The sequence below is a fragment of the Actinoplanes sp. CA-142083 genome (assembly GCF_050942195.1).
In the GTDB taxonomy this organism is placed as follows: Bacteria; Actinomycetota; Actinomycetes; order Mycobacteriales; family Micromonosporaceae; genus Actinoplanes.
In genome coordinates this window covers 8,548,474-8,573,393 of record NZ_CP192076.1, presented here as the reverse complement: position 1 = coordinate 8,573,393, position 24,920 = coordinate 8,548,474, and the positions used below count along the sequence as shown (strand labels likewise).

Sequence of the window (24,920 nt, the reverse complement as noted above, 5' to 3'; positions counted from 1 at the left end):
TTCCGCGCCCGGCCGACGATGGACGCATGACGATCACCTTCATCACCGGGGCCAACAAGGGCCTCGGCCGCGAAACCGCCCGCCGCCTCACCGAGCTTGGTCACATCGTGCTGATCGGCGCCCGCGACGCCGAGGCCGGCCGGGCCGTTGCCGACGAGCTGGGCGCCCGCTTCGTGCCCATCGACGTCACCGACGACGCCTCGGTGGCCGCCGCCGCCAAGGACGTGGAGGCCCACGAGGGCGCGATCGACGTCCTCGTCAACAACGCCGGCGTGCATGGCCCGATGGGCGACCCGAGCGACTTGACCGGCGCCGAGGTCCTCCACGTGCTCGACGTCAACGTAGCCGGCGTGGTCCGCACCACCACCGCGTTCCTGCCGTTGTTGCGCCGCTCCGCCGATCCGGTCATCGCCAACGTCAGCAGCGCCATGGGCGACCTGGCCGCCACCCACAACCCGTCCCGCCCCGAGTCCGGCGTGATCGCCCCCGCCTACACGGCTTCCAAGGCGGCCCTCACCATGCTCACCACGCAGTACGCCAAGGCTTTCCCCGCCATCCGCATCAACGCCGCCGACCCCGGCTACACGGCCACCGACCTCAACGGCCACACCGGACACCAGACCGTCACCGAGGGCACCGACGCCACCGTCAGGTTGGCCAACGAGGGCCCGGGCCACGGTTCCGGCCGCTTCGTCGACCGCCACGGCGAGATCGCCTACGCGGAGCGCGACGCGCGGTAGTGCCGCCGGTAGGTTCCCCGGCCGGGTTGCCACCGGCACGCCCCGTTGCGCTCAAGCGACGAGGAAGGTGCCGGCCATGAAGACGAGCAGGAAGACCGCGTGCAGGGAGATGCCGACGGTCAGGACTGCTCGGTCGAGCGTGCGGTTGGCGCCCAGGCGGGCCAGCACCAGGAAGACCGCCACGGCCTCCAAGGTGTAGCGCGCCGCCGACTGCATCGAGCGGCCACCCACCTCGGTGGACATCAGGAAGACGAGGGTCAGCGCCGCCTGGACCACCAGGTAGAGCTGGTCGCGGCGGAAGCGGAAGCGGCCCTTCACGCACAGGATGAGCAGCGCGACCGCGATCAGGACGGAGCCGGCGTCGAGGATCGCGGCCAGTGAAGCGGGCTCCAAGAGGCTGCGGCCGTGCATCTGCCGGACGGCGATCAGCCAGGCCTCGCCGGGGAACGTGTAGCGCCGGCCCCACTGGTCCTGGGCGACGCTGAAAGCCAGCGGGCTCCCGAGCTCGATCGCGCAGTAGACGCTGTAGGCGACCACGCCCAGCGGGACCAGCGCCAGGCTCAGCACGTCGAGGCGCAGCCGCCACCGGCGCTGGCGGAGGTATTCGATCGCCAGCGGCGCGATGAGCAGGACGCCGAACAGGCGCGTGGCCGACGACAAAGCGCCGAGCGTCCCCGCCAGCCACCAGTGACCGCGGCGGCCGGTGTACAGGGCGCCCACGGCGAGCAGGATGAACAGCGACTCGTTGTAGCCGATGAACAGGAAGAAGCCGGTCGGAAAAGCGGCCAGATACCAGGTGGCGCGCTGGGCCACCCGCGGGCCGAACTCGTGCTCGGCCAGGCGGTGCAGCACGGCCAAGGCGCCGACGGCGGCGGCGTTGGCCACGAGCAACGCGGCGGCGAGCGCACCGCCGGGCAGCATCGCGTCGGCGACGTGGATCAGCAGTGGATACAGCGGGAAGAACGCCGGGAAGCCGGGCCCGAGGTGGTAGCCGCTCTCGGCGATCCGGACGTAGTGGCCGGCGTCCCAGCCGTTCCAGCTCAGGAAGATCATCGACAGGCCGGGTGCGTCGCCGGCGCGGCGCGGGAGCCACGCCAGCGCGCTCACGGCGAGGTGCGCGACGGTGACGGACGCCCACACCGCCAGGGCCGCCCGGAGAGCCGCTTGCCAGGGGCGGCGAAGCGGCGTCGAGGGAAGTACGGGTGTGGGAGCAACCGGCGCGGGCGCGATCATCGTCGACAAGTCGGGCTCCCCACCGTCGGCCCGGCTACGCACAGTCGCGGCACGGCGGTCGCACCATTCATGTGGCACCTCCCCTTCGCGATCTTCACCGGGGGAAGGCTGTCGCACGGAGGTGCGCGAGCCGGACCGCTCAGGAGTGACCTGGCACGTTCATGGGAGACGCACAGGAGACGCACATCTCTTCTTGCCCGGCCGCGCAACCTGGGGCTAGTGCCGATGCGTCAGGGCATGGCGGGTGGCGAAAGCGGTCATCTGGGCCCGCTGCGCGGACGGATCGCCGGCGGTGGGCGAGACGACGAGGCGGGTCACGCCCTGCTCGGCGTAGCGCGAGACCTGCTCCGGTAAGAGGTCGATCGATCCCCACCGTGTGTAATCGAGCGCGCGCCCCGACGAGCGCGCCACCTCGAGCTGCCGGGCGCGCTCGCCGGGCGCGAGCATGCCGCCCGGGAACCAGCCGTCGCCGCGGGCCGCCGCGCGCCGGGCCGCCGCGAGCGACGAGCCGCCGATGTGGATCGGCAGGTCGGCCAGGGGTCGCGGGTAGCTGCACAAGTCGGTGAAGTCATAGAACTCGCCGTGGTAGGAGACCGGCCCGCCCGTCCACAGCAGCCGCAGCACGTCGATCACCTCGTCGGCGCGACGCCCCCGGGTGCGGAAGTCGACACCCGCCGCCATGGCCTCGTGCGGAAGGGCGCCGACGCCGACGGTCAGCAGGCGCATCCGCCCGCCGGACAGCACGTCGATGGTGGCCAGGCGCTTGGCGAGGATCACCGGGTGGTGATAGGGCGCCAGCAGCACGGCAGTGCCGAGCAGCAGGCGGGTCGTCGCGGCCGCGACGAAGGCGAGGCAGTCGAGCGGGTCGGCGATCGGCAGGTCGGCCGGGAACTCCATCGCCCCGAGCCGCGCGCCCGGCTGCGTCGCGATGTGCTCGGGCAGGTAGAGCGCTTCGAACCCGCACTCCTCGGCGTGCCGCGCGTAATCGATCAGGCGGCCGGGGTCGGCAACGAACTGCGGTGTGCTGTAGCTGATCGCGAACCTCATGCGCCGCGACCCTAGACGTTGCCGCCGACGTCATGGCAAGACCACATCAACCTCCGCGCCCGGGGCGAGCCACGCGCTGAGGGATTTCGCTTCCGCGATGAGGGGGTCGAGGTCGATTTTCCGGTACGGGTGGAGCCACAGTTTTCCGTCGCGCAGCTGCCACGTGCCCTCCCACAGCCCGTCGACCAGGAAGGTGCCGGTCGTCGCGCCGGTGCCGGGCGGCAGGGGAACGCGGCGACTCTCCGGGTTGAACCGGCTGCGGTCCTTGTGGGAGAGCAGGAGATTGTCGTACTCGGGCAGGAATCGCGGCGGCGCGGGGACCTCCTCGCTGGGTCTGGGTGCGGCCGGCAGGTCGTACAAAATCTGATTGGTCTCGGTCTTGAAGGTCTGCAGCGGAAGCCGGCCGACCACTTCGGAGAGCCGGGTGAGGCCCGACCACATCTGCAGGTCGGCCACGCTCGCCGGGCCGAAAGCACCGAGGCCGCGCAGCACCAGGTCGTCGAGCGGGGTGGTGCGCAGCGGCTCGCCCAGCCAGGTCTCGACGAGCGCCCACGCGGCCGGACCGTTGCGCCCCCACACTCCGCGCGGCGGCACCTGACAGATCGGCACCTCCCGTGCGGCGGCCATCGCCAGCGCGCCCGGATCGTCCCGCGGCCAACGCTCGGCAAGCGCTCGGCCGAGATCGGCACGGGTCAGCGGGCGCTCGCCGAGCAGCCGAACCGCCTCGTCGCGAACGTCGTCGAGGCTCGCGGAAAGGCCGCGGATCTGCGGGGCGATCGCGGCGGAAAGCCGTTGACGAAAATGGCGGTGCCAGTCGAGACAGTCGCGCGCGCTCACCAGATGCACGGTCGCCCGCATCAGGTGCACCCGCACGACGCGGCGCTCCTCGACCAGCGCGGACAGATCCTCGGGCGCGAAGGTTTTCAGGCGCGACCAGAGACCCACGTAGGGTGACAACGGGGCCTGCGCCTGCATGCCGCCGAGGTGCTCGATCGCCTCGAGCGCGCCGATCGTCTCGCGCTCGAGGAGGAACTGGCGGGCGAGGGTGGCCCGGTTGAGTGCGCGGCGGCTGAGCATCGTCGTCATGGATCGAAGGCTAGGGCGAATTGCGGTCAGCTTCGGTCCGCAAGGTGGGCCCACGGTGGTGACTTCCCATTACGCTGAGATGCATCTCTGACGTGGCGGCCGCTGGGGGTGCCGATGGTGGGTGACGGTGTCCGCGCCGCCCGCGATTGATGCCGCCTGCATCGCGGAGGTCATCGTCTCGTCCGGCGAGGCTCAGTGGCGCGGGTCCGGCTACCGATTCAGCCGCGACGCGGTGCTCACCGCCGCCCACGTGGTCGCGGACGCCGACAAGATCACCCTTCGTTTCGACGCCGGGACTCCGGCCGAGTGGTCCTGCGCCGGTTCGGTGACCTGGCGCGGCAAGGACGCCGATCTGGCCATCGTCCGGCTCGACGGCGACCACCACCCGGAGCCCTCGCGCACGGCCGGTTTCGGCTCGCTGGGCGTCGGGTGGGCGGTGGTCCCGGTCGCCGCCGCCGGCTTTCCGCGCCGGAAGCTGCGCACCCGGCCGGACGGAACGAGGTTCCGCGACCTGAGCGCGATCACCGGCACCGTCATCACCCTGTCCAACCGGAGGTCCGGGACCTTCGAGGTCATGGTCAACAGCGGCTCCCTGCCCTCCGAGGACGGCCGCTCGCCCTGGGAGGCCATGTCGGGGGCCGCGCTGTGGCACGGCGACGCGATCATCGGCGTGATCACGGACCATCACCACGAGGAGGGCAGCACCTGCCTCACCGCCGCACGAATCGACGGCGCTCTCGACGAGATCGGCGATGCCCTCGCCGCGGCCGGCGCCCGGCCGGTGCGTGACGTGACGCCCCGGTCGCCGACCTGGCGATCCCGGTCCGGCTACTTCGAGCAGATCCGGGACATCCCGCCCCAGGGCGGCATCCGCGGCCGGGAGGAGGAGCTGCGGGAGCTCGCCGAGTTCTGCGCCGGCGACGAGAGCTACCTGTGGTGGCAGGCCGGCCCCTGGGCCGGGAAGTCCGCGCTGATGTCGACGTTCGTGGTCTCGCCACCGGCCGGCGTGGACGTGGTGTGTTTCTTCGTGACGGCGCGCCTGGCCGCGCAGTCGGACGGCAGCGCCTTCACGACGGCGCTTCTCGATCAGTTGACCGCGCTGCTGAACGAGCCGCTGGCCGACGCGTTCGACCGGACGTCGTACGCCCGTCAGCTGCTGCTGGACGCCTCGGCCAGGGCCGAGCAGGAAGGCCGGCGACTCCTGCTGCTCGTGGACGGGCTCGACGAGGACCGCGGCGCGATCCCCGGCTCGGAGATGGCCAGCATCGCCTCGATGCTGCCGAAGGCGCCGCACCCCCACCTGAAGATCATCATTTCCGGACGGCCGGATCCGCAGCTCCCGATCGACGTGCCCCGCGATCATCCGCTGCGGCACTGCCGGGTACGCCTGCTCTCCCGCTCGCCCTACGCCACCGAGTACGCCGGCCTCGCGCGGCAGGAGCTCGGCCTGCTCCTCAAGCAGCCGTTGCCCCGCGAGATCCTGAGCCTGGTCGCGGTGGCCGGCGGTGGCCTTTCGCTCGAGGAGCTCCAACAGCTCACCGGGCGCGCCCGGTGGGAGATCGACGACCTGCTGCAGGGACTCTTCGGGCGCACGATCATCGGCCGGGCCGACCCGAACCGGCCCGACGGCGGCAAGGTCTACCTGTTCGCCCACGAAGAGCTCCGGGTCGAGGCACTCGACCGCCTGCAAGGCACCCTCGAGCCGTTCGTACGCAAGCTGCACGATTGGGCCGATCGCTATCGCGCGGAGAGGTGGCCGGCCGAGACCCCGCAGTACCTGCTCTACGGCTATCGGCGCATCCTCGAGGACGGCGCGGAGGTCGCGCGCCTGGTCGAGCTCGCCTGCGACGCCGAGCGCCGATACCGCCTTCTCGACGTGACCGGGGGCGACGCCGCGGCCCTCACCGAGATCACCACTGCCGAGCGGCTGGTGCTCGAACGGCCGGAGCCCGACCTGCTCGCGCTGGCCCGCTTGTCGCTGCACCGGCAGGAGGTGCTGGCACAGAACGCGCACATGCCGGACTGCCTCCCCGCCGCCTGGGTCGCGCTCGGCAAGCCGGCCCGCGCCGAGTCGCTCGCCCGCGGCATCGCCGACCCCGACCAGCAGAACCGCGCCCTCGCCGACCTGGCGAGCGAGCTGACCTGTCAGGGACTGCTCGACCGGGCGCTGAGCGTCGCCGAGACCATCCGCAGCCCGCTACGCCAGACGACCGCGGTGGAGCAGGTCGGCGCCGCCTACGCGGAGCTCGGCGACTTCGCGTCCGCCGAGAAGATCGTCGGCCGCATGCCGCTGAGCTTCCGGCACGGCGACTACCTTCGCGGGATCGTCGACATCGCGCTGCGCGGCGGAGACGTCGAGACCGCCCGGCGCGTCGCGCGGGCGATCACGGCGCCCGACCTGCGGAGCTCGGCGCTGCTGGCGTGCTACCTGGCCGGCGACCGCGGCGAAGTGCCGGGCGGCATCACGGATCCGCGCGATCGGATCGAGGCCCTGGTCGAGAGCGGCGACCTCACCGACGTCGACGGCGTCCTCGCCGAGGTCATCGATCCGGTGGAGAAGCTGTCGGCGCTCGGCCTGCTCGCCGGCCACGAACGCTACGTCGCCGAGGGCCGGGCGGTCGTCGCGCGGCTCGCCGGCCCGGTCGCGGTCGCGCACGCCATCATCGCGACGGCCGATTGTCCCGTCTTCCTGCCCGACCTCCGGCTCCGGCTCGCCGCGGCCCGTACCGAGATCTTCGACCGGGACTCGCACGGCCAGCGCGCCGTCACCGGCCATGACGAGACGTTCGTGCGAGCGGCGGCGATCGCCGGCAACCGAGCGCTGGCCGACGAGATCGCGGGATCGCTGATGTACGTGGCCCTGGGGACGGTCGAGGCGCTTCTCGATCTCGCCGCCGGCGCGGATCGGCGGGGGAGAGCGAACGAGGCCGCGATCCTCGTGAAGGCCGCCTGCCTGCACGCGAACAGGTTGAGCAGCGACGCCAATCAGGCTCGTGCCGTGGCCACGCTGTGCCGCTACTCCGGGCCGACCGGCACGGCATACCTGCTCCGATGCGCGGACAACATCGCTCGCCGGATCGAGACGCCGTACCGCCGATCGGCCGCCGCGGTGTGCCTCGCCGTAGCCGCCCACCGGGCGGACAAGGGTGGCCTTGCCAAGGGCTATCTGGTGGAGGCGATCGCATCGGCCGGCGACATCCTCGAACGAAGCCGGCAGGCCTCCGCGCATGCCGAGATAGCGAGAGCCCTCGCCGGCGCCGGGGCGGCCGGCCGGGCGGCGGAATCGGCGAAGACGGCGGAGACGATCGCGCGTGGCATCTCGGCCACCGATCACTGGCTGCTCGCCATGGCGTTCGCGAGAGGCGCGCTGGTGCTCGCGCGACGCGGCGATCGTGAGGGAACGGCGGCCGTCGTCGCCGCGGCCACGGCGGCCACCGAGCGCGTGACCTATCCCTATTTGCGGGCCGCGGTGCTGGACACCCTCGTCGACGCCACCCTGGAACTACGGGATGTCGGCGCCGCCGACCTGATCGCCCGATCCATTCCGGTCATCGAGCGGTTCTACGCGCAATCGGGCACCTACTTCTCCGGCCGCGACATCGATCGGACCCGGCGTGATCGTGCGCTCGCCCGGGTGGCCCGGCATTACCCCGCGAACGATCTGCGACGGACCACCGAGCTGCTCGGACTGGTCACCGAGGACGCGGCGAGAGGAAGCGTCCGGGGGAGGCTGGCCGAGCGGGCGCTCGAGGACGACCTGAAAAGCGCCTTGGACATCGTCGACGCGGACGACTCGGATCGAGCCCGGCATGCGGGACGGCTGCATCTGGCCCGGCTGCTGTTCGAAGCCGGTCGCATCGACGACGCGAGCCGGCTGGTGAGACCGTCTTCGGGAGGGCCGGACGGTCGCGTTCTGGCCATGGACATCGTGCGCCGGGTCGCCGAGACCGATCCGGTGCGGGCGGCCGGCCCGGCAATAGCCGGCCGCTTGGAGCCTGACGACCTGACGACGGCGATCTGCCAAGGCGTGGCGACGGGCGGGAAGTGGTATGCCGCGTGGCAGAAGGCCGGCACGATCAAGAGCCCGTGGCGGCGGCTCGAGGTCCTGCTTGACATCGAAGAGCGGGCAACCCACAACAGCCGGGACGGTCTGGTCGAGCGGATGACCGAGCTGATGGGCCTCGCGACGACCGAGGCCAAGCCCAGGGATGGCAAGTACGAGGACTTCGTCGTCGTCGTGCGGCTGATCAAGGCGCTGCGCCGGCGAGGGCTCGACGACCAGATCGGTCCGCTCCTGGCTTTCGCCACCCAGGCGCGGCCGCGCAACTCCCTCGGTGGAGTGGAACACCTCCAGTCGACCATCGAGCTCGTGCGGCTGATGGTCGACCTCGGCGCGGCCGATCGAACGGACGAGTTCGTCGGACCGCTGCTCGGCGGCATCCGTAAGCTCCAGAACGACTTCGGCGGCCAGATGTTCGCGAGCCTGGTCGCCGCGGTCCCCCTCGAGACCGGGCGCCGGCTCACCGCCCGCGAGTTCGCCGCCGGCAGCTGGACGGTGCCGTTGCAGGCGATGGCGATCGTGGACCCGCCGGCCTTCGTCGCCATGGCGCGGTTGCTGACCGGCTGAGCGTCCTCAGGTCAGATGGGTCGTGAGCCAGGCGATCGTCTCGCGGAGGTAGGTCGCGCGGTTGGCGCGGTGCAGGAGGTCGTGGCCTTCGCCGGGGAAGAGCAGGTAGCGGTGGGGGTGGCCGCGCTCGGTCAGGGCGGCGACGAGTTGCTCGGCCTCGATGACGGGGACGTTCGTGTCGTTCTCGCCGTGGACGATCATCAGGGGTGCGCGCAGGCGGTCGAGGTGGTTGATCGGCGAGAGGTCGGCGAGGAGGTCGCGGTCGCGTACGGGATCGCCGTATTTCGAGATCGCGGCGGCCGCGATCCAGGGCTCGCTATCACGATAAAAAGTGAAAAAGCTGGACATGCCGCATACGTTGAGGCCGACGGTGAACAGGTCGGGGAAGCGCGTCAAGGCAGCCAGGGTGAGATAGCCGCCGTACGATCGGCCGGCGCAGCCGATTTTTCCGGAAATATTCGTTTTAGTGAGGTGCTGGACGCAGGAGCGCACGTCCTCGATGGCGGCATACCGCAGCGGCCCGTTGTCGGCGTTGACGAAGCTCCGCCCGAAACCCGACGACCCGCGCACATTGGGCGCGAAGACGGCGATGCCCCGGTCGACCAGCCCTTGAAACAGTGGCTCGTGCCCCGGCCGCTCCTGCGCTTCGGGGCCGCCATGCAGCCAGATCACGGTCGGATGCGGTCCGCCCGCGTCGGGCCGATAAAGCCATCCACTCAGCGTCAGCCCATCGTGGGCAGCGAACGTCTCGAGTGTCGGCCGCACCGCGCCCGCGGCGGCAGGCGTGGCCGACACGGGCTCCGTCGTTCCCCTTTCGACGGTGTGCACCCACACGCCGGGCGGCTGCCCCGGCCCCTCGGCGGTGAAGGCCAGAGCCGATCCGTCGAAGCTCCATGCGAGCCCCGCCACCACGATCCTCGGCAACGGCAACAGCCGCCGCTCCCCGCCGGGTAGGTCGATCAGCTCGACCTCGGACTCGCCCCCGCGAACGTTCCAGAGCGCCGCGACGGTGGCGCCGTCCGCGCTCAAGGCGAACGCCTCGACCTCGGCGTCGTCCGCCCCGGCCACATCGCTGGTCGTCAGCGGGTCAACCCTGATCAACACCGGGAACTCGCCGGCCTCCGAGCGGGCATAGACCGTGCGGCCGTCGGGCGAGTACACCGCCTGCTCTCCGGCCGCGACCGGCCGGTCGGCGCCCGCTGCCAGATCACGCTCGACGATCCGGCGCTCGCCTCGCGGTCCGATGCGGAGCAGAGCGCGCTTCTCGTCCGGCGACACGTCCAGCAGGGCCGTCAGCTCGCCCGTGGCCACGACCGTGCGGCGCCCGGCGTCCGGGTCGATCAGCACGGCCGTCGTGAGATTCTCGGTCAGCGCCAGCAGCGGGCGTCCCGGGAGCCAGCGCATGTTCTCGGCCGTGTCCGCGCCGAAGCCGGCCACCTGGTGCAGCGCCGAGCCGTCCGGCCGCACCAGCCATACCTCGTGCCGCGGCGCACCGCCCGGCGCCAGCTGGCAGGCCAGCCAGGCGCCGTCGCTCGACCAGCGGACGGCCGAGACCGGTGACTCGCCCGTCGCCACCAGGGATGCCCCCACCCACAGCTGCGGCCGTCCGCCGCGGTCGGAGATGTAGGCGCAGTGGCTCCCGTCCGGTGACAGCGTGGGCGACCAACTGCGGGTCACGCTCAATTGATTCCGTTCTTCTGCAGCCACATCTCCAGCAGAGCGAGCTGCCAAAGCTGATTGGCCCCCAGCGTCGTCCGAGGCGTGTTCGGGTCGGCCAGCAGCCGATCGACATATGCAGGCCGGAACAACCCGCGCCCCCGAGCCACCGGCGCCAGCAGCGCGTCCCGCACCCGGTCGAGCATCGCCCCTTCAAGATGCCGGATCCCGGGGACCGGAAAATACCCTTTCGTCCGATCGATGACCTCGTCGGGCACTACGCCGCGCGCCGCCTCCTTGAGCACCCCTTTGCCGCCGTGCGCCAGCTTCAGCTCGGGCGGGCAAGCCGCCGCCACCTCGACCAGCTCATGGTCCAAAAACGGCACCCGAGCCTCCAGCCCCCAAGCCATCGTCATGTTGTCCACCCGCTTGACCGGGTCGTCGACGAGCATCACCTCGGAGTCCAGCCGCAGCGCCGCGTCAACCGCCGTCGTCGCCCCCGGCCTGCCGAAGCTTGCGGCCACGAACGCCAGGCTCTCGTCCTCGTCGACGAGCCAGTCGGGGTTGAGCTGGGCGACCAGGTCACGCTTGGGTCGATCAAAGAACTCCTTCGCGTACGCCGACACGGCGCGTTCCCGCGGCACGCCGGCCAGTGGCGGGTACCAGCTGTAGCCGGCGAGGATCTCGTCCGCGCCCTGACCAGATTGTACGACTTTGACCTGCTTCGAAACGTCCTCGCTCAGCAGGTGGAACGCGATGCAGTCGTGGCTGACCATCGGCTCGCTCATGGCGGCCACGGTGCGCTCGACCGCGGGCAGGAACCGGTCGCGCCCGATGCGGATCTGGTGGTGGTCGGTGTCGAACTGCTTGGCCACGAGGTCGGAGTAGGCGAACTCGTCCCCGCTCTCCCCACCGGCCGACTCGAACCCGATGCTGAACGTGGTGAGCCCTCGCTGCCCCTGCGAGGCCAGCAGCGCCACGATGTAGCTGGAGTCGATCCCGCCCGAGAGCAGCACCCCGACCGGCACGTCGGCGACCATCCGCCGCTCGACCGCGACCTGCAGCTTCTCGTGGATGAGCGCCGGCCAGTCGGCGGGGGAGAGGTGCCGCGTGAACGACGCCTCCCAGTAGCGGGAATCTTCGAAGCTCCCGTCGGGGCGAATGGTCCGGACAGTCGCGGGCGGCAGCTTCCGTACGCCGGTGAGGATCGTCCGCGGCGCCGGGACCACCGAGTGGAACGTCATGTAATGCTCCAGCGCTACCTTGTCGATCGAGGTGTCGACGTCCCCGGCCGCGAGCAGCGCCGGCAGCGTCGAGGCGAAGCGCAGCCGCCCGGAAGTGGAAGCCACGTACAGCGGCTTGATGCCGAGCCGGTCCCGCGCCAGCACCACCTCGCCCGTCTCGTGGTTGTGCAGGGCGAACGCGAACATCCCCAGGAATCGCTGCACACAGCCGGCACCCCAGCGGTGATAGGCCTTGATGATCACCTCACTGTCCGAGGTGGAGAAGAAGCTATATCCGTACGCGGAAAGCTCTTGTCGAAGTTGTTTGTAGTTGTAGATGCAGCCGTTGAACACCAGCGTGAGGCCGAGCTGTGCGTCCGTCATCGGCTGGCTGCCCGCGTCGGAGAGGTCGATGATGCTGAGGCGGCGGTGACCGAACGCGACCGGCCCGCGCTCGAAGTAACCCTCCCCGTCCGGCCCGCGCGACTGAAGGCTCGGCAGCATCCGCCGGACCGCCTCGGCGTCCGGCGGCCGACCGTCGAACCGGAGCTCACCGGCGATCCCGCACATGCATCCTCCTCATTGAGACAGCAACCAGGTGTCCTTGGAACCGCCGCCCCGGGAGGAGTTGACGATCATGCTCCCGGCCGGGGCGACCCGGGTCAGCGCGGCCGGCGCGACCACCGACGACGTCTTCCCGGTGAAGACGAAGGCGCGCAGGTCCACGTGCCGCGCGGCGAGCTGGTGGCCGTCGAAGATCGGGTGCGTGGACAGCTGCACCACCTCCTGCGCCACCCACCGGCGCGGCGCGGCGACGATCTGCCGGCGCACGGCCGCGAGATCCTCGGGCGTCGCGTGCGGGCCGATCACGATGCGGTCGCCGCCGTACCCGTCGACCGGCTTGCAGACCAGCTCGCCGAGGCGCCGGAGCACTTCCTCGCGCTGCTCGGGTATCCCGCACAGATAGGTGGGCACGTCCGCCAGCAGCGGTTTCTCGCCCAGGTAGTACTCGATGAGCCTGGGCACGTACGCGTAGACGGCCTTGTCGTCGCCGATCCCGTTGCCCAGCGCGTTCGCCAGCGTCACGGTGTCCGCGTGCAGCGCGGCCACCAGGCTCGGCCCGAGCGGCATGCCGTCCGCGCCGGGCGCGTGCATCACGTCGTCCTCGCCCATCCGCAGGTAGATGACGTCGACCCGGTAGCGCTTGCCGTCGCGCATCCGGTACGCGCGGGTGTCCTCGACGAACAGCTCGGTCGAGCGGACCACCGGCACGCCCATCTCCTCGGCCAGCATCCGGTGCTCGAACCAGGCCGAGTCCTCCGGGCCCTGGCTGAGCACCACCACCCGCGGGTCGTCGCCGGCCGCCGGGCGGGCCGCCTCGCGCAGCGCCCGCAGCAGCAGCGACGGGGTCGGCTCCACCGAGAGCAGCCCGTCGGGCACCGGCAGCTCGGGCAGCACGCTCGCGGTCAGCCGGCGGTTCTGCATCGCGTAGCCGATCCCGGACGGCACCCGGATGTTGTCCTCCAGCACGCACCAAGTGCCGTCGACGTCGCGCACGAGATCGACGCCGGCCACCTGGGCTCGGACCCCGTCGTGTCCGACCAGGGCGCCGCTGGGCCGCAGCTCCGGCGATCCGTCGATCACCCACTCGGGGACGATCCCGTCGCGGACCACCGTGCGGTCGCCGTACACGTCACTCACGAAACGATCCAGTGCGCGGACCCGCTGGATCAGCCCCGCGCCCAGCCGCCCCCAGTCCTCGGCAGGCACGATGCGCGGCACGAGGTCGAACGGGAAAAGCCTGGTCGCCGCCTCGCCCGCCACGCTGAAGGTGATGCCCCGCGAGCGCTGCTCGTCGTCCCGGGCGTCCTCGCGACGGCGAAGTCCCGCCGAGCCGAGGGCGGTCAGGACATTGACAATTCCGGCGTACGCGGGAGCGACGTCACCGCCGGGAAACGCTTCGTCCCCGCTGCCGGCGTACGGGAAGAGGCCCGCCGGAACCGTGTCGCCCGGGCCCGCCAGTCCGATGCCGGTCGCCCCGCCGCGCGTGTCCTCCACGACCAGATCGACCACGTCGGAGATGCGGCCGCGCCGGGACATCGCGCGGCGCTGCCGGGAGGCCGAGCTGCCGCGGCTCAAGGCCCGCACCGACAGGTCGAAGACCTGCTCCCAGTCGCCCAGCTCCTCGAGCTGCGGCCGCAGCTCGCCGATCAGCCGCTCGACCGCCGCCGCGGCCGGGACCGGCACGGGCGACCGCGGCAGGTCCAGCAGATCGCCCTCGAGACCCGAGCGCGCGGCGCGCCACATCGCCGCCCGGTGCAGCGGCGGCCGCACGTGCGTGACCGGAAGGCCGGCCCGGTGCTCCTGCCGCGCCCGCAGCACCAGCGCCCGGAACAGGCCGGCCAGCAACACGACCGTGTCGGCATCCGGGCACGAGTCGGTGACGCGCAGCTCGACCGTCGGCAGGTGCGCCGAGGGGCGGACGTCGAAATAGACCATCTTGGGGTCGGTGATCGTGCCCGAGGCGATCAGGTCGGCGACCAGCTCGTCGTGCTCGGCCGCCGAGCGCAGCTCGCCCGGGTCGCCGGCCGTGGGCCAGCGCATCCACACCAGCGACCGGACGCTCGCGTAGCCGGAGTCCTCGCCCAGCCAGTAAGGCGAGCTGGCCGACAGCGCGAGCAGGATCGGTAGCGCCGGGGCGACGCGCTGGGTCACCGCGACCGCTTCGTCCCGGTCCGGCACGCCGACGTGCACCTGCGCGCCGCAGATCAGCTGTTCCCGGGCGAGCAGCTGGTAGTCGTCGAGCATCCGCCGGTACCGCGAGGTCGGGGTCACGGGGAGTGAGTCCAGGTCGACCAGCGGGACGGTCCCGGTGGCCACCAGGCCAAGGCCTCGCCGCTCGGCCACCTTGATCGCGTCGCGGCGCAGGCCGACGATCCCGTCCCGTAGGCCGTCCAGGGTCTCGGACACCGGGGTGTTGGTCTCGACCACCGAGCGATGCAGCTCGGCCGAGTAGTTGTCGTTGCCGAGGTGGGCCAGGATCTCCGGGGCCCGGGGCACCAGCTCCCGGGTGACCAGGTCGATGACGTGCAGTTCCTCCTCGACACCGAGAGTGAGGTCCTGCTCTTTTTCGACGGCTTCCTTGGCGATGGGGAGTGACTCCGTCATGCGGTCCGCCTTCGTGCTCGGATGGCTTCCTACCCTCGCCATCGCCTGTGCCGAATACGTGACGTGCCCATTTCGCGATCAGACCAAGCATGACCGCGACGACACAGCGCCCGCCAGCCCACCACGATCCGCACACCCTGTAACCTCGGGCCGTTCCGATTTACCCGGAGGTTTTGATGAGCAGTGTGGTCGTCGTCACCGGTTCGGCCGGCCTGATCGGCTCCGAGTCGGTCCGGCACTTCGCCGGCCTCGGCATGGACGTCGTCGGCATCGACAACGACATGCGCGGCTATTTCTTCGGCAAGGACGGCTCCACCAAGTGGAACCTGGACCGCCTGACGAAGGAGGTCGGGGAGCGCTACACGCACCACGACATCGACATCCGCGACCGGGACGGCCTGCTCAAGCTGTTCGCGTCGCTCGGCAAGAACGTGGGCCTGGTCATCCACTGCGCCGCGCAGCCGTCGCACGACTGGGCGGCCCGCGAGCCGTTCACCGACTTCGACGTGAACGCGGTCGGCACTCTCAACATGCTCGAGGCGGTCCGGCAGCACGCACCGACCGCGCCGTTCATCTTCACCTCGACCAACAAGGTCTACGGCGACCTGCCGAACTCGCTGCCGCTGATCGAGGGTTCAACGCGCTACGAGCTGCCCGAGGACCACAAGTGGTATGGCGGCATCGACGAGACGATGTCGATCGACCAGTGCCTGCACTCGGTCTTCGGCGCCTCGAAGGTCGCGGCCGACGTGATGGTCCAGGAGTACGGCCGGTACTTCGACATGCCCACCGCGGTGTTCCGGGGCGGCACGCTCACCGGCCCCGGTCACTCCGCCGCCGAGCTGCACGGCTTCCTCGCGTACGTGATGCGCTGCGTGATGGAGCAGCGCGTTTACCACATTTACGGTTACAAGGGCAAAATGGTGCGCGACGCCATCCACTCGCACGACCTGGTGTCGGCGTTCGAGGCGTTCCACAAGGCCCCGCGGGTTGCCGAGGTCTACAACATGGGCGGCGGCCGCTTCTCGAACTGCAGTCACATCGAGGCGTTCCAGATCGCTTCGGAGATCACCGGCCTCGAGGCCCGCACCGACTACGTCGAGCAGAACCGCGTCGGCGACCACCAGTGGTGGATCTCCAGCACGTCGCGTTTCGAGCAGCACTACCCGGAGTGGAAGCTCACGTACGACGTGCCGGCGATCCTCCGCGAGATGTACGAGGCCAACCAGGATGTCTGGAAGGCTTAGGGTTTGATCACCCACTGGCCGCGCCCGTGGGTGGCGGCCATGAGCCGGCTGTAGGGGTCCGTCCGGAGCTGAAGCGTGGTGGTGGTCGGCAGACCCTTGCCGAGCACCTGCCACTTCGTGCCGTGTGCCGGGCGGTAGAAGACGCCGGTGTCGGTGCCGAGCGCCAGCGCGCCGTGAGACAGGATCTTCACCGAGTTGGCCGGGACATCCGGCAGGTTGCCGGAAATATCCGTCCAATGCTCTCCGGCGTCCCGGGACTCGAAGAGGTGGCCGACGCCCGCGCCGGGCCCCTCGGTCCACTTCCGGGAGAACCCGTTGATCGCCACGAACACGTGCCGCGGGTCGGCCCGGTCGATGTCGAAGCCGGAGACGTACCGGTTCGGCACGGTGCCGTCGACCGGCAGCGTCAGCTGGTGCCAGCCCGTCCCGTCGGTGCGGCCGACCGCGATGCCGCGGGTGAAGCCCTGGTTGTTGCAGGGGCCGCACCAGCCGGCGTACACGAGACCACCGGAGGTCGCCACCGCCGTGGCGACGTGGCCGTCGCCCAGGTCGGCGAGGTTCACCCACTGCTCGCCGTCGCGGATCGCATAGCCGACCTTGTTGAGCCAGACGTGCTGGCCGCCCGCCACCCAGGTACGGCTGTTCGCCTGGTCCTGGTTGATCGGCGCGATGAACCGCGCCGCGCCGGTCTCGGCGTCCGGCGGCGCCACCTCGTAGCTGGTGGCCAGGGCCGGGTTGGTCACCCAGGAGCCGTCGTTGACCGCGCAGTTGTTGGTCACCCAGATGTCCAGGTACACGTACTCCTCGGCGATGTTGCACCCGTTGGCCGGGTCGACGATCGTGTCGCCGCCGTCGCCACCGAAGTTGGAGCCCATCGTCCGGTCGCCGGGCCGCAGAATCGACTGGCCGTTGTCCTGGAGGCCACCGGAGATCGCGAGGCCGTGCCGGTCCCGCCCGGCGTCCACCGAGTAGTACTGCAGGACGTCCATGGTGCCGTCGTTCAGCGAGCTCCAGTCGGTCGCGTGCCCGTCGGCGTCGGCGTGCCCGCGGACCGGCCGGCGATACATGCCGCCGTCGTCGCCGACCACCACATAGGACTTGCCGTGATCGCGGCCCACCGCCACCGAGTGCTGGTCGGCGTGCACGGTCTGGTGGCAGTCGCCGGTCTGCTTCGACGGGTCGATGCTCCAGCACGGGAAGTCGAAGTTCCAGTACGGCCCCGGCGTGGTCCAGCTGTTGGCGCCGTCGGTCGACTCGAAGACCTCCTCGAGGCCCGCCCAGACGTGGTCGCGGTTGCCCGGATCCACCTGCAGGAACTGGTTGTACCAGGCCTGGATGCCCGGCATGTAGCCCGGATCGGTCAGCGCGGAGCCGGACTCGGCCAGCTCCCGGTAGTCGGCGCCGAGCGTCCACGGCCCGAACGGCGAGCCCGAGCGGGAGACGTAGATGCCCTGCAGCGCGCTGTCCGGGTTGGTGGCCAGCTGCGTCGGCGACTGCTCGATCGCGTAGTAGCGGGAGCCGTCGGCCGCCGCCGCGAACGTCACCAGGCCGACGTCGCCCGCGGTCGAGGGGAGTCCGGCCAGCGTCGTCGGCTGCCAGCTGCCGGCGTTTTTCACATAGAAGCCGTTGTACGTGTCACCGCTGCGCCACCCGGCCGCGATGATCACGCGTCCCCGGTCGGACGCGAAGTCGTTGACGATGTTCTTGTACGGCGCGTTGGGGTCGGCCGCGCTGGCCCCGCCCGGCAGGAACGCCGGGTTCGGGGCGAACTCGAGCTTCCACGGCCCATGCAGGTTGCTCAGCGAATGCGTGTACGCGCCGTGGTTGGTGGCCGCCCACACCGTGTCGCCGATGAACCGCAGCTTCCGGATGATCGTGCTCTCCAGCTCGGTGCCGCCGACCCGGTCGCCCGGCGAGAAGGTGCCGTTGCGCGGATGGGCCAGCACGTAGACCCCGGTCCCGACGAACGAGGTCGCGCTGGTGTTGGCTTCGCCGGTCGCGTACCAGAGTCGCCCGCGCGTATCGAGCCGCAGGTCGCCGGTGGACGGTGACGGCAGCCGGTCCGAGATCGGCTGCCAGTGCCCGCCGCCGCGGGACGAGCGCCACACCCCGCCGTTGGCCGCGCCGGCGTAGACGTACCCGTCGTTGTCGGCGGCCAGCCCGGTGACCCGCCCGGTCACCAGGCCGGCCCCGCCGGAGGAGTTGCTGTTGACGTCCCGGTAGCGCGGATCGTCCGAGTTGTACGGCAGATTCGTCAGCGAGGACCAGCGCCCCGGCGAGTGCGACAGGCTCTGCTGCTGAGCCCACGCCGCCGAGTACGCCCCCGGCGCGACGATCCCCGGCGCCGAGCGGGCCTCGGCCCACTGCTCGGCCTGCTCGGCGATCTCGTCCGGATCCTCACCCTCGTCGTCCTCCGCCAGGGCCTTGAGCGCGCTCGGATGCGCGGCGCGCTGGGCCGCGAGCTCCTTGAGATGCCGGTAGGGCACCGGACGACCATCCTGCCCCGGCGCGGAAGCCGACGCCGCGGCCGGCGAGACAAGCAACGCGATTGCCGTGGCGGCCACGGCGACGAGACGAGGCCTCATTGCCCTTCCCCTTCGCTACGCTGCGCTACGGTCCGATGACCACGAGCGCCCGCGCATCCTCGTCACGACCCGCCACGGCGGACAAGACGGGAAGGAGAACCGTAGGGAAAACCCTGCACGTAAACCGGTACGAAGCAGTGACAATCGCCAATCAGCCAGCAACCCGCGGCCGCCGCGTAACACCTACGATCTGTAGGTGATCCGGGCGATCCTGCGCGCCCCGGCGGTGCGTCGGTAGCTGGCGTCGAGCAGCTCGTTGACCTCGTCCCACCCGGTGTCGTCGGTCAGGTCCACCCCGATCCAGCCGGAGGCGCCGAGGTAGGCCGGCACGTAGCAGCGGTCCTGCGCCAACATCGCCTCGCGCTCGCCGGGATCGATCAGCACGAGCACGGACTGCTCATGCTGCTGGTAGGCGCCGTCGATCTTCACCGAGCCGCCGTAGTAGGCGAACACCTTGGTGGTGAAGAAGGCGGGGTGCCCGTGGGAGATCTTCTCGGCCGCGTCGGGAAAGGCCAGAGCCAGCGCGCGGAGCCGGGCCAGCAGGGGATCCGCGTCGTCGAACATGATGGGATGCGCCATCGCAGAAGATAAGCACACGACGCGTCGTCAGCGCTCGCGCGTTCGCTGCAAGAAGGCTTCGGCCTGGTCGGGGCGGTGGAAGCGCAGGACCGTCAACGCTTGACGCGACGGATCGGCGATGCGGGCGGCGACGTCTTCTCGCCGGCGGCGATGCGTCGACCACGCGCGGCGGATGAGGTGGTCCTCGCGGAGCCACTGCCGTGGCGAATCGCGGTAGCCGTGCCAGAGCCGCTCGCGGGTGGCTATCCGACGGAGCGACCGGGTCGTGGCCCGCCAGAGGACGACGGGCTGCGAGTAATCCAGCCATACCAACGTGTCGGCACGAGTCCACATGAGATCGCGCACGCGGGCCAGGACGGGATCGGCGGGCGGTGGCCCGGCCGAGTCGACGATCCATGCGTCGCCCGCGGTCAGCTGCTCGATGGAAGCCGGGAACGCCGGCGCCATCAGCAGACCGGGACCATAGTAGAGGTCGTCCAGCGAGTGCCAGGGAATGCCGGTCGTCGCCGACAGACGCCGGGCCATCGTCGTCTTTCCCGCGCCGGCGAGGCCGGTGATCAAAATCCGCCTCATGGATCGCCGAGCAGGTTGTGGTGCGGCTGCGGCGGTCCAAGGGTTGTGGCGGAGGTGCCGCGGCGCACGTACTCGCCTCCGGCGGGCCAGCGCGTCACGAACTGGTCGCCGGTGGCATCGTCGTAGCGGATCAGGGTGATGTCGCCGATCTGGACGGCGAACAGCCGGAACGAGCCGGGCGTCGGGTGCCAGCCGAGGGCCTCGGACACCGCGGCGGCGTAGCGCTCGTGGACGGCCGGGTCGGTCTCGGCGCGGGCGGTGCCGCGGATCTTGTATTCGCCCTCGCCGCCGTCGCGGCTGGTGATCACGCTGTGCACCAGCACCCGTGCGTCCCGGTCGAGGTCGCGCACCTTGGCCGACGTCGGCATCATCGACAGCCACAGGTCGCCGTCGAGCACGAGGGGTTCGACCGGGCTCAGCCGGGGCGTGCCGTCCCGCCGGATCGTGACGACCAGCACCACTCCGGGGTCGAGCAGCCGCTCCCGGCCGGCCGCGGCCAGTTGTGGCTGCCGTTCCGCCAACTCCGACCACCGCATCCATGTCCTCCCGACCGGTCGCCTCGTCCCACCACCGGTATACCCGCAGCCCCCGACAATTCGCGCCCCCGGAAGTGGGCACGAACGTGACAGCGGGCCGGATCGGGGCGGCCATAGCCTCGCGACCATGCGACCTCTACCTCTCCTCGTGGTGGCGACAGCGCTGGCGACGATCGGCGCGGCCACCCCGGCTCACGCGGCGACCGCCGCGCCCCACCCCATCCATACCTGGCACGGCGACCAGGCGAACGAGCGATTCGGCTGGGCGGTCAGCCAGCTCGGCGACATCGACGGCGACGGCGTGCAGGAAGCGATCATCGGCGCCGCCCGGCACACCGACGACCAGGGCCGGGTCGACGGCCACACCGACGTGCGCTCCGGGCGCACCGGCAAGCTGCTCTATCGCTTCACCGGCGCGCCCGACGACGTGCACGGGTATGCGATGGCCGACGCCGGCGACGTCAACCGCGACGGCGTGCCGGACATCGTCGTCGGCGCCACCGGCGAGTCCCAGCTGGCCTGCCTCGACACCCCGCGACCGGGCCGGATCTACGTCTACTCGGGGCGTTCCGGCCGCGAGCTGCTGAAGGTCGGCGGCGAGGCGGACGGTGACCAGTTCGGCGCCGCCGTCGGCGCGGCCGGCGACGTGGACGGCGACGGCCGGGCCGACCTGCTCGTCGGCGCGCCCTGCCACGACGGGCCGGCCGGGGCGGACGCCGGAAAGGCGTACGTCGTCTCCGGCCGTACGGGAAAAATCCTGCGCACCCACGACGGCGCGGAAGCGGGCGACGCGCTCGGCTGGGGCGCCGCCGGGCTGGGCGACATCACCGGCGACCACCGCGCCGACTACATCGTCGGCGCCAAGGACGCCGGCCCGGGCGATCGCGGCCTGGCGTACGTGTACGACGGCCGGCGCGGCACCACCCGGTTCACCCTGGCCGGGAACGAGAAGTCGTTCGACTTCGGGTGGTTCTTCGTCGCCACCGCCGGCCGGGTCGACGGGGACCGCGTCCCGGACATCTACGTCGGCGACTTCTGCGCCGAGGACGCCACCGACCAATGCGCGCTTCCGGCCGGACAGGCGTACGTGTTCTCCGGCCGTACCGGCGAGCGGCTGCATCTGTTCCGCGGCGACCAGCCCAACGACGGCGCCGGACCGGGCCGGTCGGCCGGTGACGTGGACCGCGACGGCCGCGACGACATCGCGGTCGGGTTCTACTCCAGCAGCGCCGGCGCGTCCCAGGCCGGGCGGCTGGTCGTCTACTCCGGTCGCACCGGCCGCGTCCTGCGCGACATGCGCAGTTCGGTCGCGAACGAACTGCTCGGCTACGACGCCGTCGGCATCGGCGACGTCAACCGCGACGGCCGGGTCGACCTGCTGGTCTCGGCCGCGGGCGGCGACACCGTCTACGTGCTCGGCACCTGAGCCCCGCGCGCCTGCGAGGGTGTACAGCCGAACGCGGCCTGGAACGCCCGGGTGTAGTGGCTGTGGCTGCTGAACCCGTGCTCCGCCGCGATCCGGGACAGGTCGCCGCCGGCCCGCAGCACTCCGGGCAGCGACTGCCGCAGGCACAGCAGCCGCCGGTAGCGGGCGATCGGATAGCCGGTGTGGCGATGGAAGGTGCGGGCCAGGAAGTACGGCGAGTAGTGCACCGCGGCGCCGATCTCCGCCAGCGTCCAGACCCGGGTCGGAGCACCGGCCAGCAAGCCCTTCACCGCGTCGACCGTGGCCGCCGCGCCGCGGTCGGCGCGGCGACGCCGGCACAGCTGACGCGCGACGTGGCCGAGGACCGCGAGCACCGCCTCGTCGGCGGCCAGCAGGTCGGGGCCGGGCCGGCGCAGCGCGGCCCGGACGCGGTGCACGAGAAGGTACGGCTCCGGCGCGCATGGCGCGTGCCGCACCCCGGCGCCGGTCTCCAGGCCGAGCTCGTCGGCCAGCTCGTCGCCGACCACGACGAACGTGCACCGGTCGCCTTCCGCGCTGACCAGCCCGCGCCGGTAGGTGGTGTCCCGGTCGTACACGACAACTTCGTTCACCGTGCGCACCTCGTCGGGTGCCGGGCCGGCGCCGATCCGGACCGCGGTGGACGGCAGCACCACATGCGGTCGCTCGCCGATCCAGTTGGGCTCGCGCCAGCGCGCCGCGCCGGGCGGGCAGTGGAAACCGCCCAGCACGTAGCCGGATCCGGACAGCAGGTGCCGCTCGTACGGCCCGGCCAGGCGGTCCAGCAACTGCGGCATGCGCCGACGCTAGCGGCACGGGATCGCGGCCGGGTCACGGCGACTGGGGAGGCTTGGCCTTCTGCGGGTAGACCGTCTCGTGGCGGGCCAGCATGGCGACGAACTCGCCGATCTTCCGCTCGCGGGTCTGCGCCCGCTTGACGGCGTTGACGCGGTAGATGAGAGCGAACCGGTTGGCCTTGGTGAGTACATCGAACATCGCCTGGGCGGCCGGGACGGCGGCGATGGCGGCGAGGAGGTCGGCCGGCGGCTCGGCCTCCGACGTCGGGGCGTAGGCCGCCGCCCACCGCCCGTCCGCTTTCGCGGCGTCCACCGCGGCGCGGCCCGACGGCAGCATCAGCCCCTGCGCTTCCAGCCGGGCCACGTGCGCGACGTTGCGTTGTGACCAGGAGCTGCGGGGTCTACGAGGGGTGAACCGGATCCACGAGCTCTCCTCATCCCGCTTCCGGGCCTGCCCGTCGATCCAGCCGAAGCACAGGGCCTCGTCGACCGCCTGCTGCCAGGTCAGCGTGGTGACCGTGCCGCCCTTCTTGGTCAGGGCCAGCCAGACGCCGGGCGACGTGGCGCAATTGGCCGACAACCACGCGCGCAGCGCCTCGGCGTCCGCGACGATCAACTCATCCAGTTCGGCGCTCCCCATGACGGCAGGTTAACCGCCGCCGAGACTTCTGAGGGAGGTGATGATCTCGGCTACCCGGTGGATGGCCGGGGACGCCTCGCCCGCTCGGGTCGCCAGGGCCAGGTCGATGGTCGGCTGGTCGGTCAGCTCGACGTAGGCGACGCCCTCCAGGGCCAGGCGGCGGACCGGCTCCGGCACCAGGGCCACGCCCAGGCCGGCGGCCACGAAGACGACCAGGGTGACGGTCTCTCCTACCTCGATGATCTCGGTGGGGCGGAAGCCGGCCGCGGCGCAGGCGGCCAGGACGTGCTCGTGCATCGAGGAGCGGTGGCCGGAGAAATGCATGACGAACGGCTCGCCGGCCAGCGACGCCAGGTCCAGGGAAGACTGGGCGGCCAGGAGGTGGCGGTCGGGCAACACCGCCACCAGGCGCTCGGTGCGCAGCACCTGGACGTCCAGCTCGGGGCGGGCGACGCCGTCGGGGCGGAGGACGACCAGGTCGTAGGTGCCGTCCAGCAGGCCCGTGCGCAGGGCGGGGCTGAGAAGCTCGCCGTGCAGGTCCAGCCGGATGTCGGGCAGGGCCTGGCGGATCTCGCGGGCGGCCATCGGGAGCAGGTCGTAGGTGGCGGTGCCGATGAAGCCCAGCGAGACCCGGCCCGCCCGCCCGGCCGCGACCAGGGCCATGTCGGTGGCGGCGCGGTCGAGCGAGCCCAGGACGGCCCTGCAGTGGTCGGCGAAGCGGCGGCCGGCGTCCGTGAGATCGACGCGGCGGGTGGTGCGGGTGACCAGCGGTACGCCCAGCTCGCGCTCCAGCTGTTTGATCTGCTGGGACAGCGCGGGCTGGGCGATGTGCAGGCGGGTCGCGGCCCGGCCGAAATGACGCTCATCGGCCAGGGCCTCGAAGGAGCGCAGGTGGCGCAGTTCCATACCCGTACGTTATGGCGGTCTTGGTCAGGCGGAAGCCTTCGCGGCTTTCTCGACGACCCGGATCACCGACTTGGGGTCCGAGATCAGGCCCAGGTGGCCGGCGTTGAAGTAGGAGATGTCGGAGCCGGCGCGCTCGGCCAGCCTCCGCTCGACGGACGGCGGGATGATCAGGTCCTTGGTGCCGATCAGGTACCAGGACCGGATGGTCTTCCAGGCGGGTACGCCGGAGGGCTCACCGAGCGCGCCGATGGTGGCCGGGCGCTGGGTGGCGGCCAGGATTCGCGCGTCGCGGGCCGGGATGCCGTTGGCGAACGAGGTGAGGAAGGTCGAGGTCTTCAGGTAGAGGTCGGTGGCGGGAGTCGGCGGCAGGGTCGGCGGGATCAGCGTGAAGACCGTGGTGGGATCGGGCACCGACAGGGCGGAGTCGGGGCCGGCCAGCGCCGTGGCGTTCTCACCCTGGTCGGGCGCGAACGCGTCGATGTAGACGAGGGCACGCACGTTCGGCAGGCCGGTCGCGGCGTTGGTGATGACGGCGCCACCGTACGAGTGTCCGACCAGCACGATCGGGCCGGGGATCGTCTGCAGGTAGGCACGGACGTCGGCGGCGTCGCCGGAGAGCGAGCGCAGCTCGTTGGGGATGGCGGCCACGGGGTAGCCGTCGTCCTGGAGCCGCTTGACCACGCCGTTCCACCCGGAGGCGTCGGCCCAGGCGCCGTGCACCAGCACGACGGTGGGTTTCGCGCCGTGCGAACCCGAGGCGAAGGCCGGCATCCGGATGGCGGCGAAGGCGGTCAGCAGCACGGCGACGAGCGCGCCCGGCGACCTCCCTCGCC

General features: G+C 71.4%; 18 protein-coding genes. 4 read left to right on the top strand and 14 right to left on the bottom strand.

Annotated features, from left to right (window positions below; translation table 11 throughout):
• Positions 1 to 26 precede the first annotated feature (26 nt).
• Complete coding sequence (locus tag ACQPZX_RS39210; protein ID WP_433367218.1) at positions 27 to 740, top strand: SDR family NAD(P)-dependent oxidoreductase; 714 nt, start codon at positions 27 to 29, stop codon at positions 738 to 740.
• Positions 741 to 791: 51 nt separating this feature from the next.
• Here ACQPZX_RS39210 and ACQPZX_RS39205 read toward each other — a convergent pair whose 3' ends face one another.
• From ACQPZX_RS39205 to ACQPZX_RS39195, 3 genes are all read right to left on the bottom strand, one after another.
• A complete protein-coding gene (locus ACQPZX_RS39205; protein ID WP_433385710.1) occupies positions 792 to 1,973 on the bottom strand; it encodes a mannosyltransferase family protein in 1,182 nt (393 codons plus the stop codon).
• Positions 1,974 to 2,189: 216 nt separating this feature from the next.
• Positions 2,190 to 3,020, bottom strand: coding sequence for a TIGR03619 family F420-dependent LLM class oxidoreductase (locus ACQPZX_RS39200; RefSeq protein ID WP_433367215.1), 831 nt, complete (start codon positions 3,018 to 3,020; stop codon positions 2,190 to 2,192).
• Between the two features lie 30 nt (positions 3,021 to 3,050).
• Entirely contained in the window at positions 3,051 to 4,106 is a 1,056-nt protein-coding gene (locus ACQPZX_RS39195; RefSeq protein ID WP_433367212.1) for a winged helix DNA-binding domain-containing protein, read from the bottom strand.
• Positions 4,107 to 4,233: 127 nt separating this feature from the next.
• Here ACQPZX_RS39195 and ACQPZX_RS39190 point away from each other — a divergent pair, with 127 nt between their 5' ends.
• Positions 4,234 to 8,733: a trypsin-like peptidase domain-containing protein gene (locus ACQPZX_RS39190; RefSeq protein ID WP_433367209.1), complete on the top strand. Its 4,500-nt coding sequence runs from the start codon at positions 4,234 to 4,236 to the stop codon at positions 8,731 to 8,733.
• Between the two features lie 6 nt (positions 8,734 to 8,739).
• On the opposite strand, the gene ACQPZX_RS39185 is transcribed toward ACQPZX_RS39190, so the two are convergent.
• The 3 genes from ACQPZX_RS39185 to ACQPZX_RS39175 are packed head-to-tail and all read right to left on the bottom strand — an operon-like array spanning position 8,740 to position 14,780.
• A complete protein-coding gene (locus tag ACQPZX_RS39185) occupies positions 8,740 to 10,410 on the bottom strand; it encodes a prolyl oligopeptidase family serine peptidase (protein WP_433367206.1) in 1,671 nt (556 codons plus the stop codon).
• 2 nt (positions 10,411 to 10,412) lie between these two features.
• Entirely contained in the window at positions 10,413 to 12,182 is a 1,770-nt protein-coding gene (locus ACQPZX_RS39180) for an N-acetylglutaminylglutamine amidotransferase (RefSeq protein WP_433367203.1), read from the bottom strand.
• A 9-nt stretch (positions 12,183 to 12,191) separates the two neighbouring features.
• Positions 12,192 to 14,780, bottom strand: coding sequence for a glutamate--cysteine ligase (locus ACQPZX_RS39175; RefSeq protein WP_433367200.1), 2,589 nt, complete (start codon positions 14,778 to 14,780; stop codon positions 12,192 to 12,194).
• Between the two features lie 176 nt (positions 14,781 to 14,956).
• Between ACQPZX_RS39175 and ACQPZX_RS39170 the strand changes: the two genes are divergently transcribed.
• Complete coding sequence (locus ACQPZX_RS39170) at positions 14,957 to 16,027, top strand: NAD-dependent epimerase/dehydratase family protein (protein ID WP_433367197.1); 1,071 nt, start codon at positions 14,957 to 14,959, stop codon at positions 16,025 to 16,027.
• Here ACQPZX_RS39170 and ACQPZX_RS39165 read toward each other — a convergent pair.
• From ACQPZX_RS39165 to ACQPZX_RS39150, 4 genes are all read right to left on the bottom strand, one after another.
• Positions 16,024 to 18,612 (bottom strand): glycosyl hydrolase, encoded by a 2,589-nt coding sequence (locus ACQPZX_RS39165; RefSeq protein WP_433367194.1) that lies wholly within the window; start codon positions 18,610 to 18,612, stop codon positions 16,024 to 16,026. The two genes, ACQPZX_RS39170 and ACQPZX_RS39165, sit on opposite strands and share 4 nt — an antisense overlap.
• Before the next feature lie 183 nt (positions 18,613 to 18,795).
• Complete coding sequence (locus ACQPZX_RS39160; protein ID WP_433367191.1) at positions 18,796 to 19,191, bottom strand: MmcQ/YjbR family DNA-binding protein; 396 nt, start codon at positions 19,189 to 19,191, stop codon at positions 18,796 to 18,798.
• 27 nt (positions 19,192 to 19,218) lie between these two features.
• Positions 19,219 to 19,752 carry a hypothetical protein gene (locus ACQPZX_RS39155; RefSeq protein ID WP_433367188.1) on the bottom strand — a complete coding sequence of 178 codons (534 nt, stop codon included), beginning with the start codon at positions 19,750 to 19,752 and terminating at the stop codon, positions 19,219 to 19,221.
• Positions 19,753 to 19,760: 8 nt separating this feature from the next.
• Positions 19,761 to 20,300 carry a pyridoxamine 5'-phosphate oxidase family protein gene (locus tag ACQPZX_RS39150; protein WP_433367185.1) on the bottom strand — a complete coding sequence of 180 codons (540 nt, stop codon included), beginning with the start codon at positions 20,298 to 20,300 and terminating at the stop codon, positions 19,761 to 19,763.
• Between the two features lie 127 nt (positions 20,301 to 20,427).
• Between ACQPZX_RS39150 and ACQPZX_RS39145 the strand changes: the two genes are divergently transcribed.
• On the top strand, positions 20,428 to 21,726 hold the full coding sequence (locus ACQPZX_RS39145; protein ID WP_433367182.1) for an integrin alpha: 1,299 nt from the start codon (positions 20,428 to 20,430) through the stop codon (positions 21,724 to 21,726).
• On the opposite strand, the gene ACQPZX_RS39140 is transcribed toward ACQPZX_RS39145, so the two are convergent.
• From ACQPZX_RS39140 to ACQPZX_RS39125, 4 genes are read right to left on the bottom strand one after another with little or no spacing between them, the layout of a single operon-like run.
• Positions 21,708 to 22,541: a helix-turn-helix transcriptional regulator gene (locus ACQPZX_RS39140; RefSeq protein ID WP_433367179.1), complete on the bottom strand. Its 834-nt coding sequence runs from the start codon at positions 22,539 to 22,541 to the stop codon at positions 21,708 to 21,710. The genes ACQPZX_RS39145 and ACQPZX_RS39140 overlap by 19 nt on opposite strands.
• 34 nt (positions 22,542 to 22,575) lie before the next feature.
• A complete protein-coding gene (locus ACQPZX_RS39135; protein ID WP_433367176.1) occupies positions 22,576 to 23,181 on the bottom strand; it encodes a YdeI/OmpD-associated family protein in 606 nt (201 codons plus the stop codon).
• A 9-nt stretch (positions 23,182 to 23,190) separates the two neighbouring features.
• The gene (locus ACQPZX_RS39130; RefSeq protein ID WP_433367173.1) at positions 23,191 to 24,087 is read right to left on the bottom strand and encodes a LysR family transcriptional regulator; all 897 of its coding nucleotides are present in this window, start codon (positions 24,085 to 24,087) and stop codon (positions 23,191 to 23,193) included.
• Between the two features lie 24 nt (positions 24,088 to 24,111).
• Positions 24,112 to 24,888 (bottom strand): alpha/beta fold hydrolase, encoded by a 777-nt coding sequence (locus ACQPZX_RS39125; protein WP_433367170.1) that lies wholly within the window; start codon positions 24,886 to 24,888, stop codon positions 24,112 to 24,114.
• Positions 24,889 to 24,920: the final 32 nt, after the last annotated feature.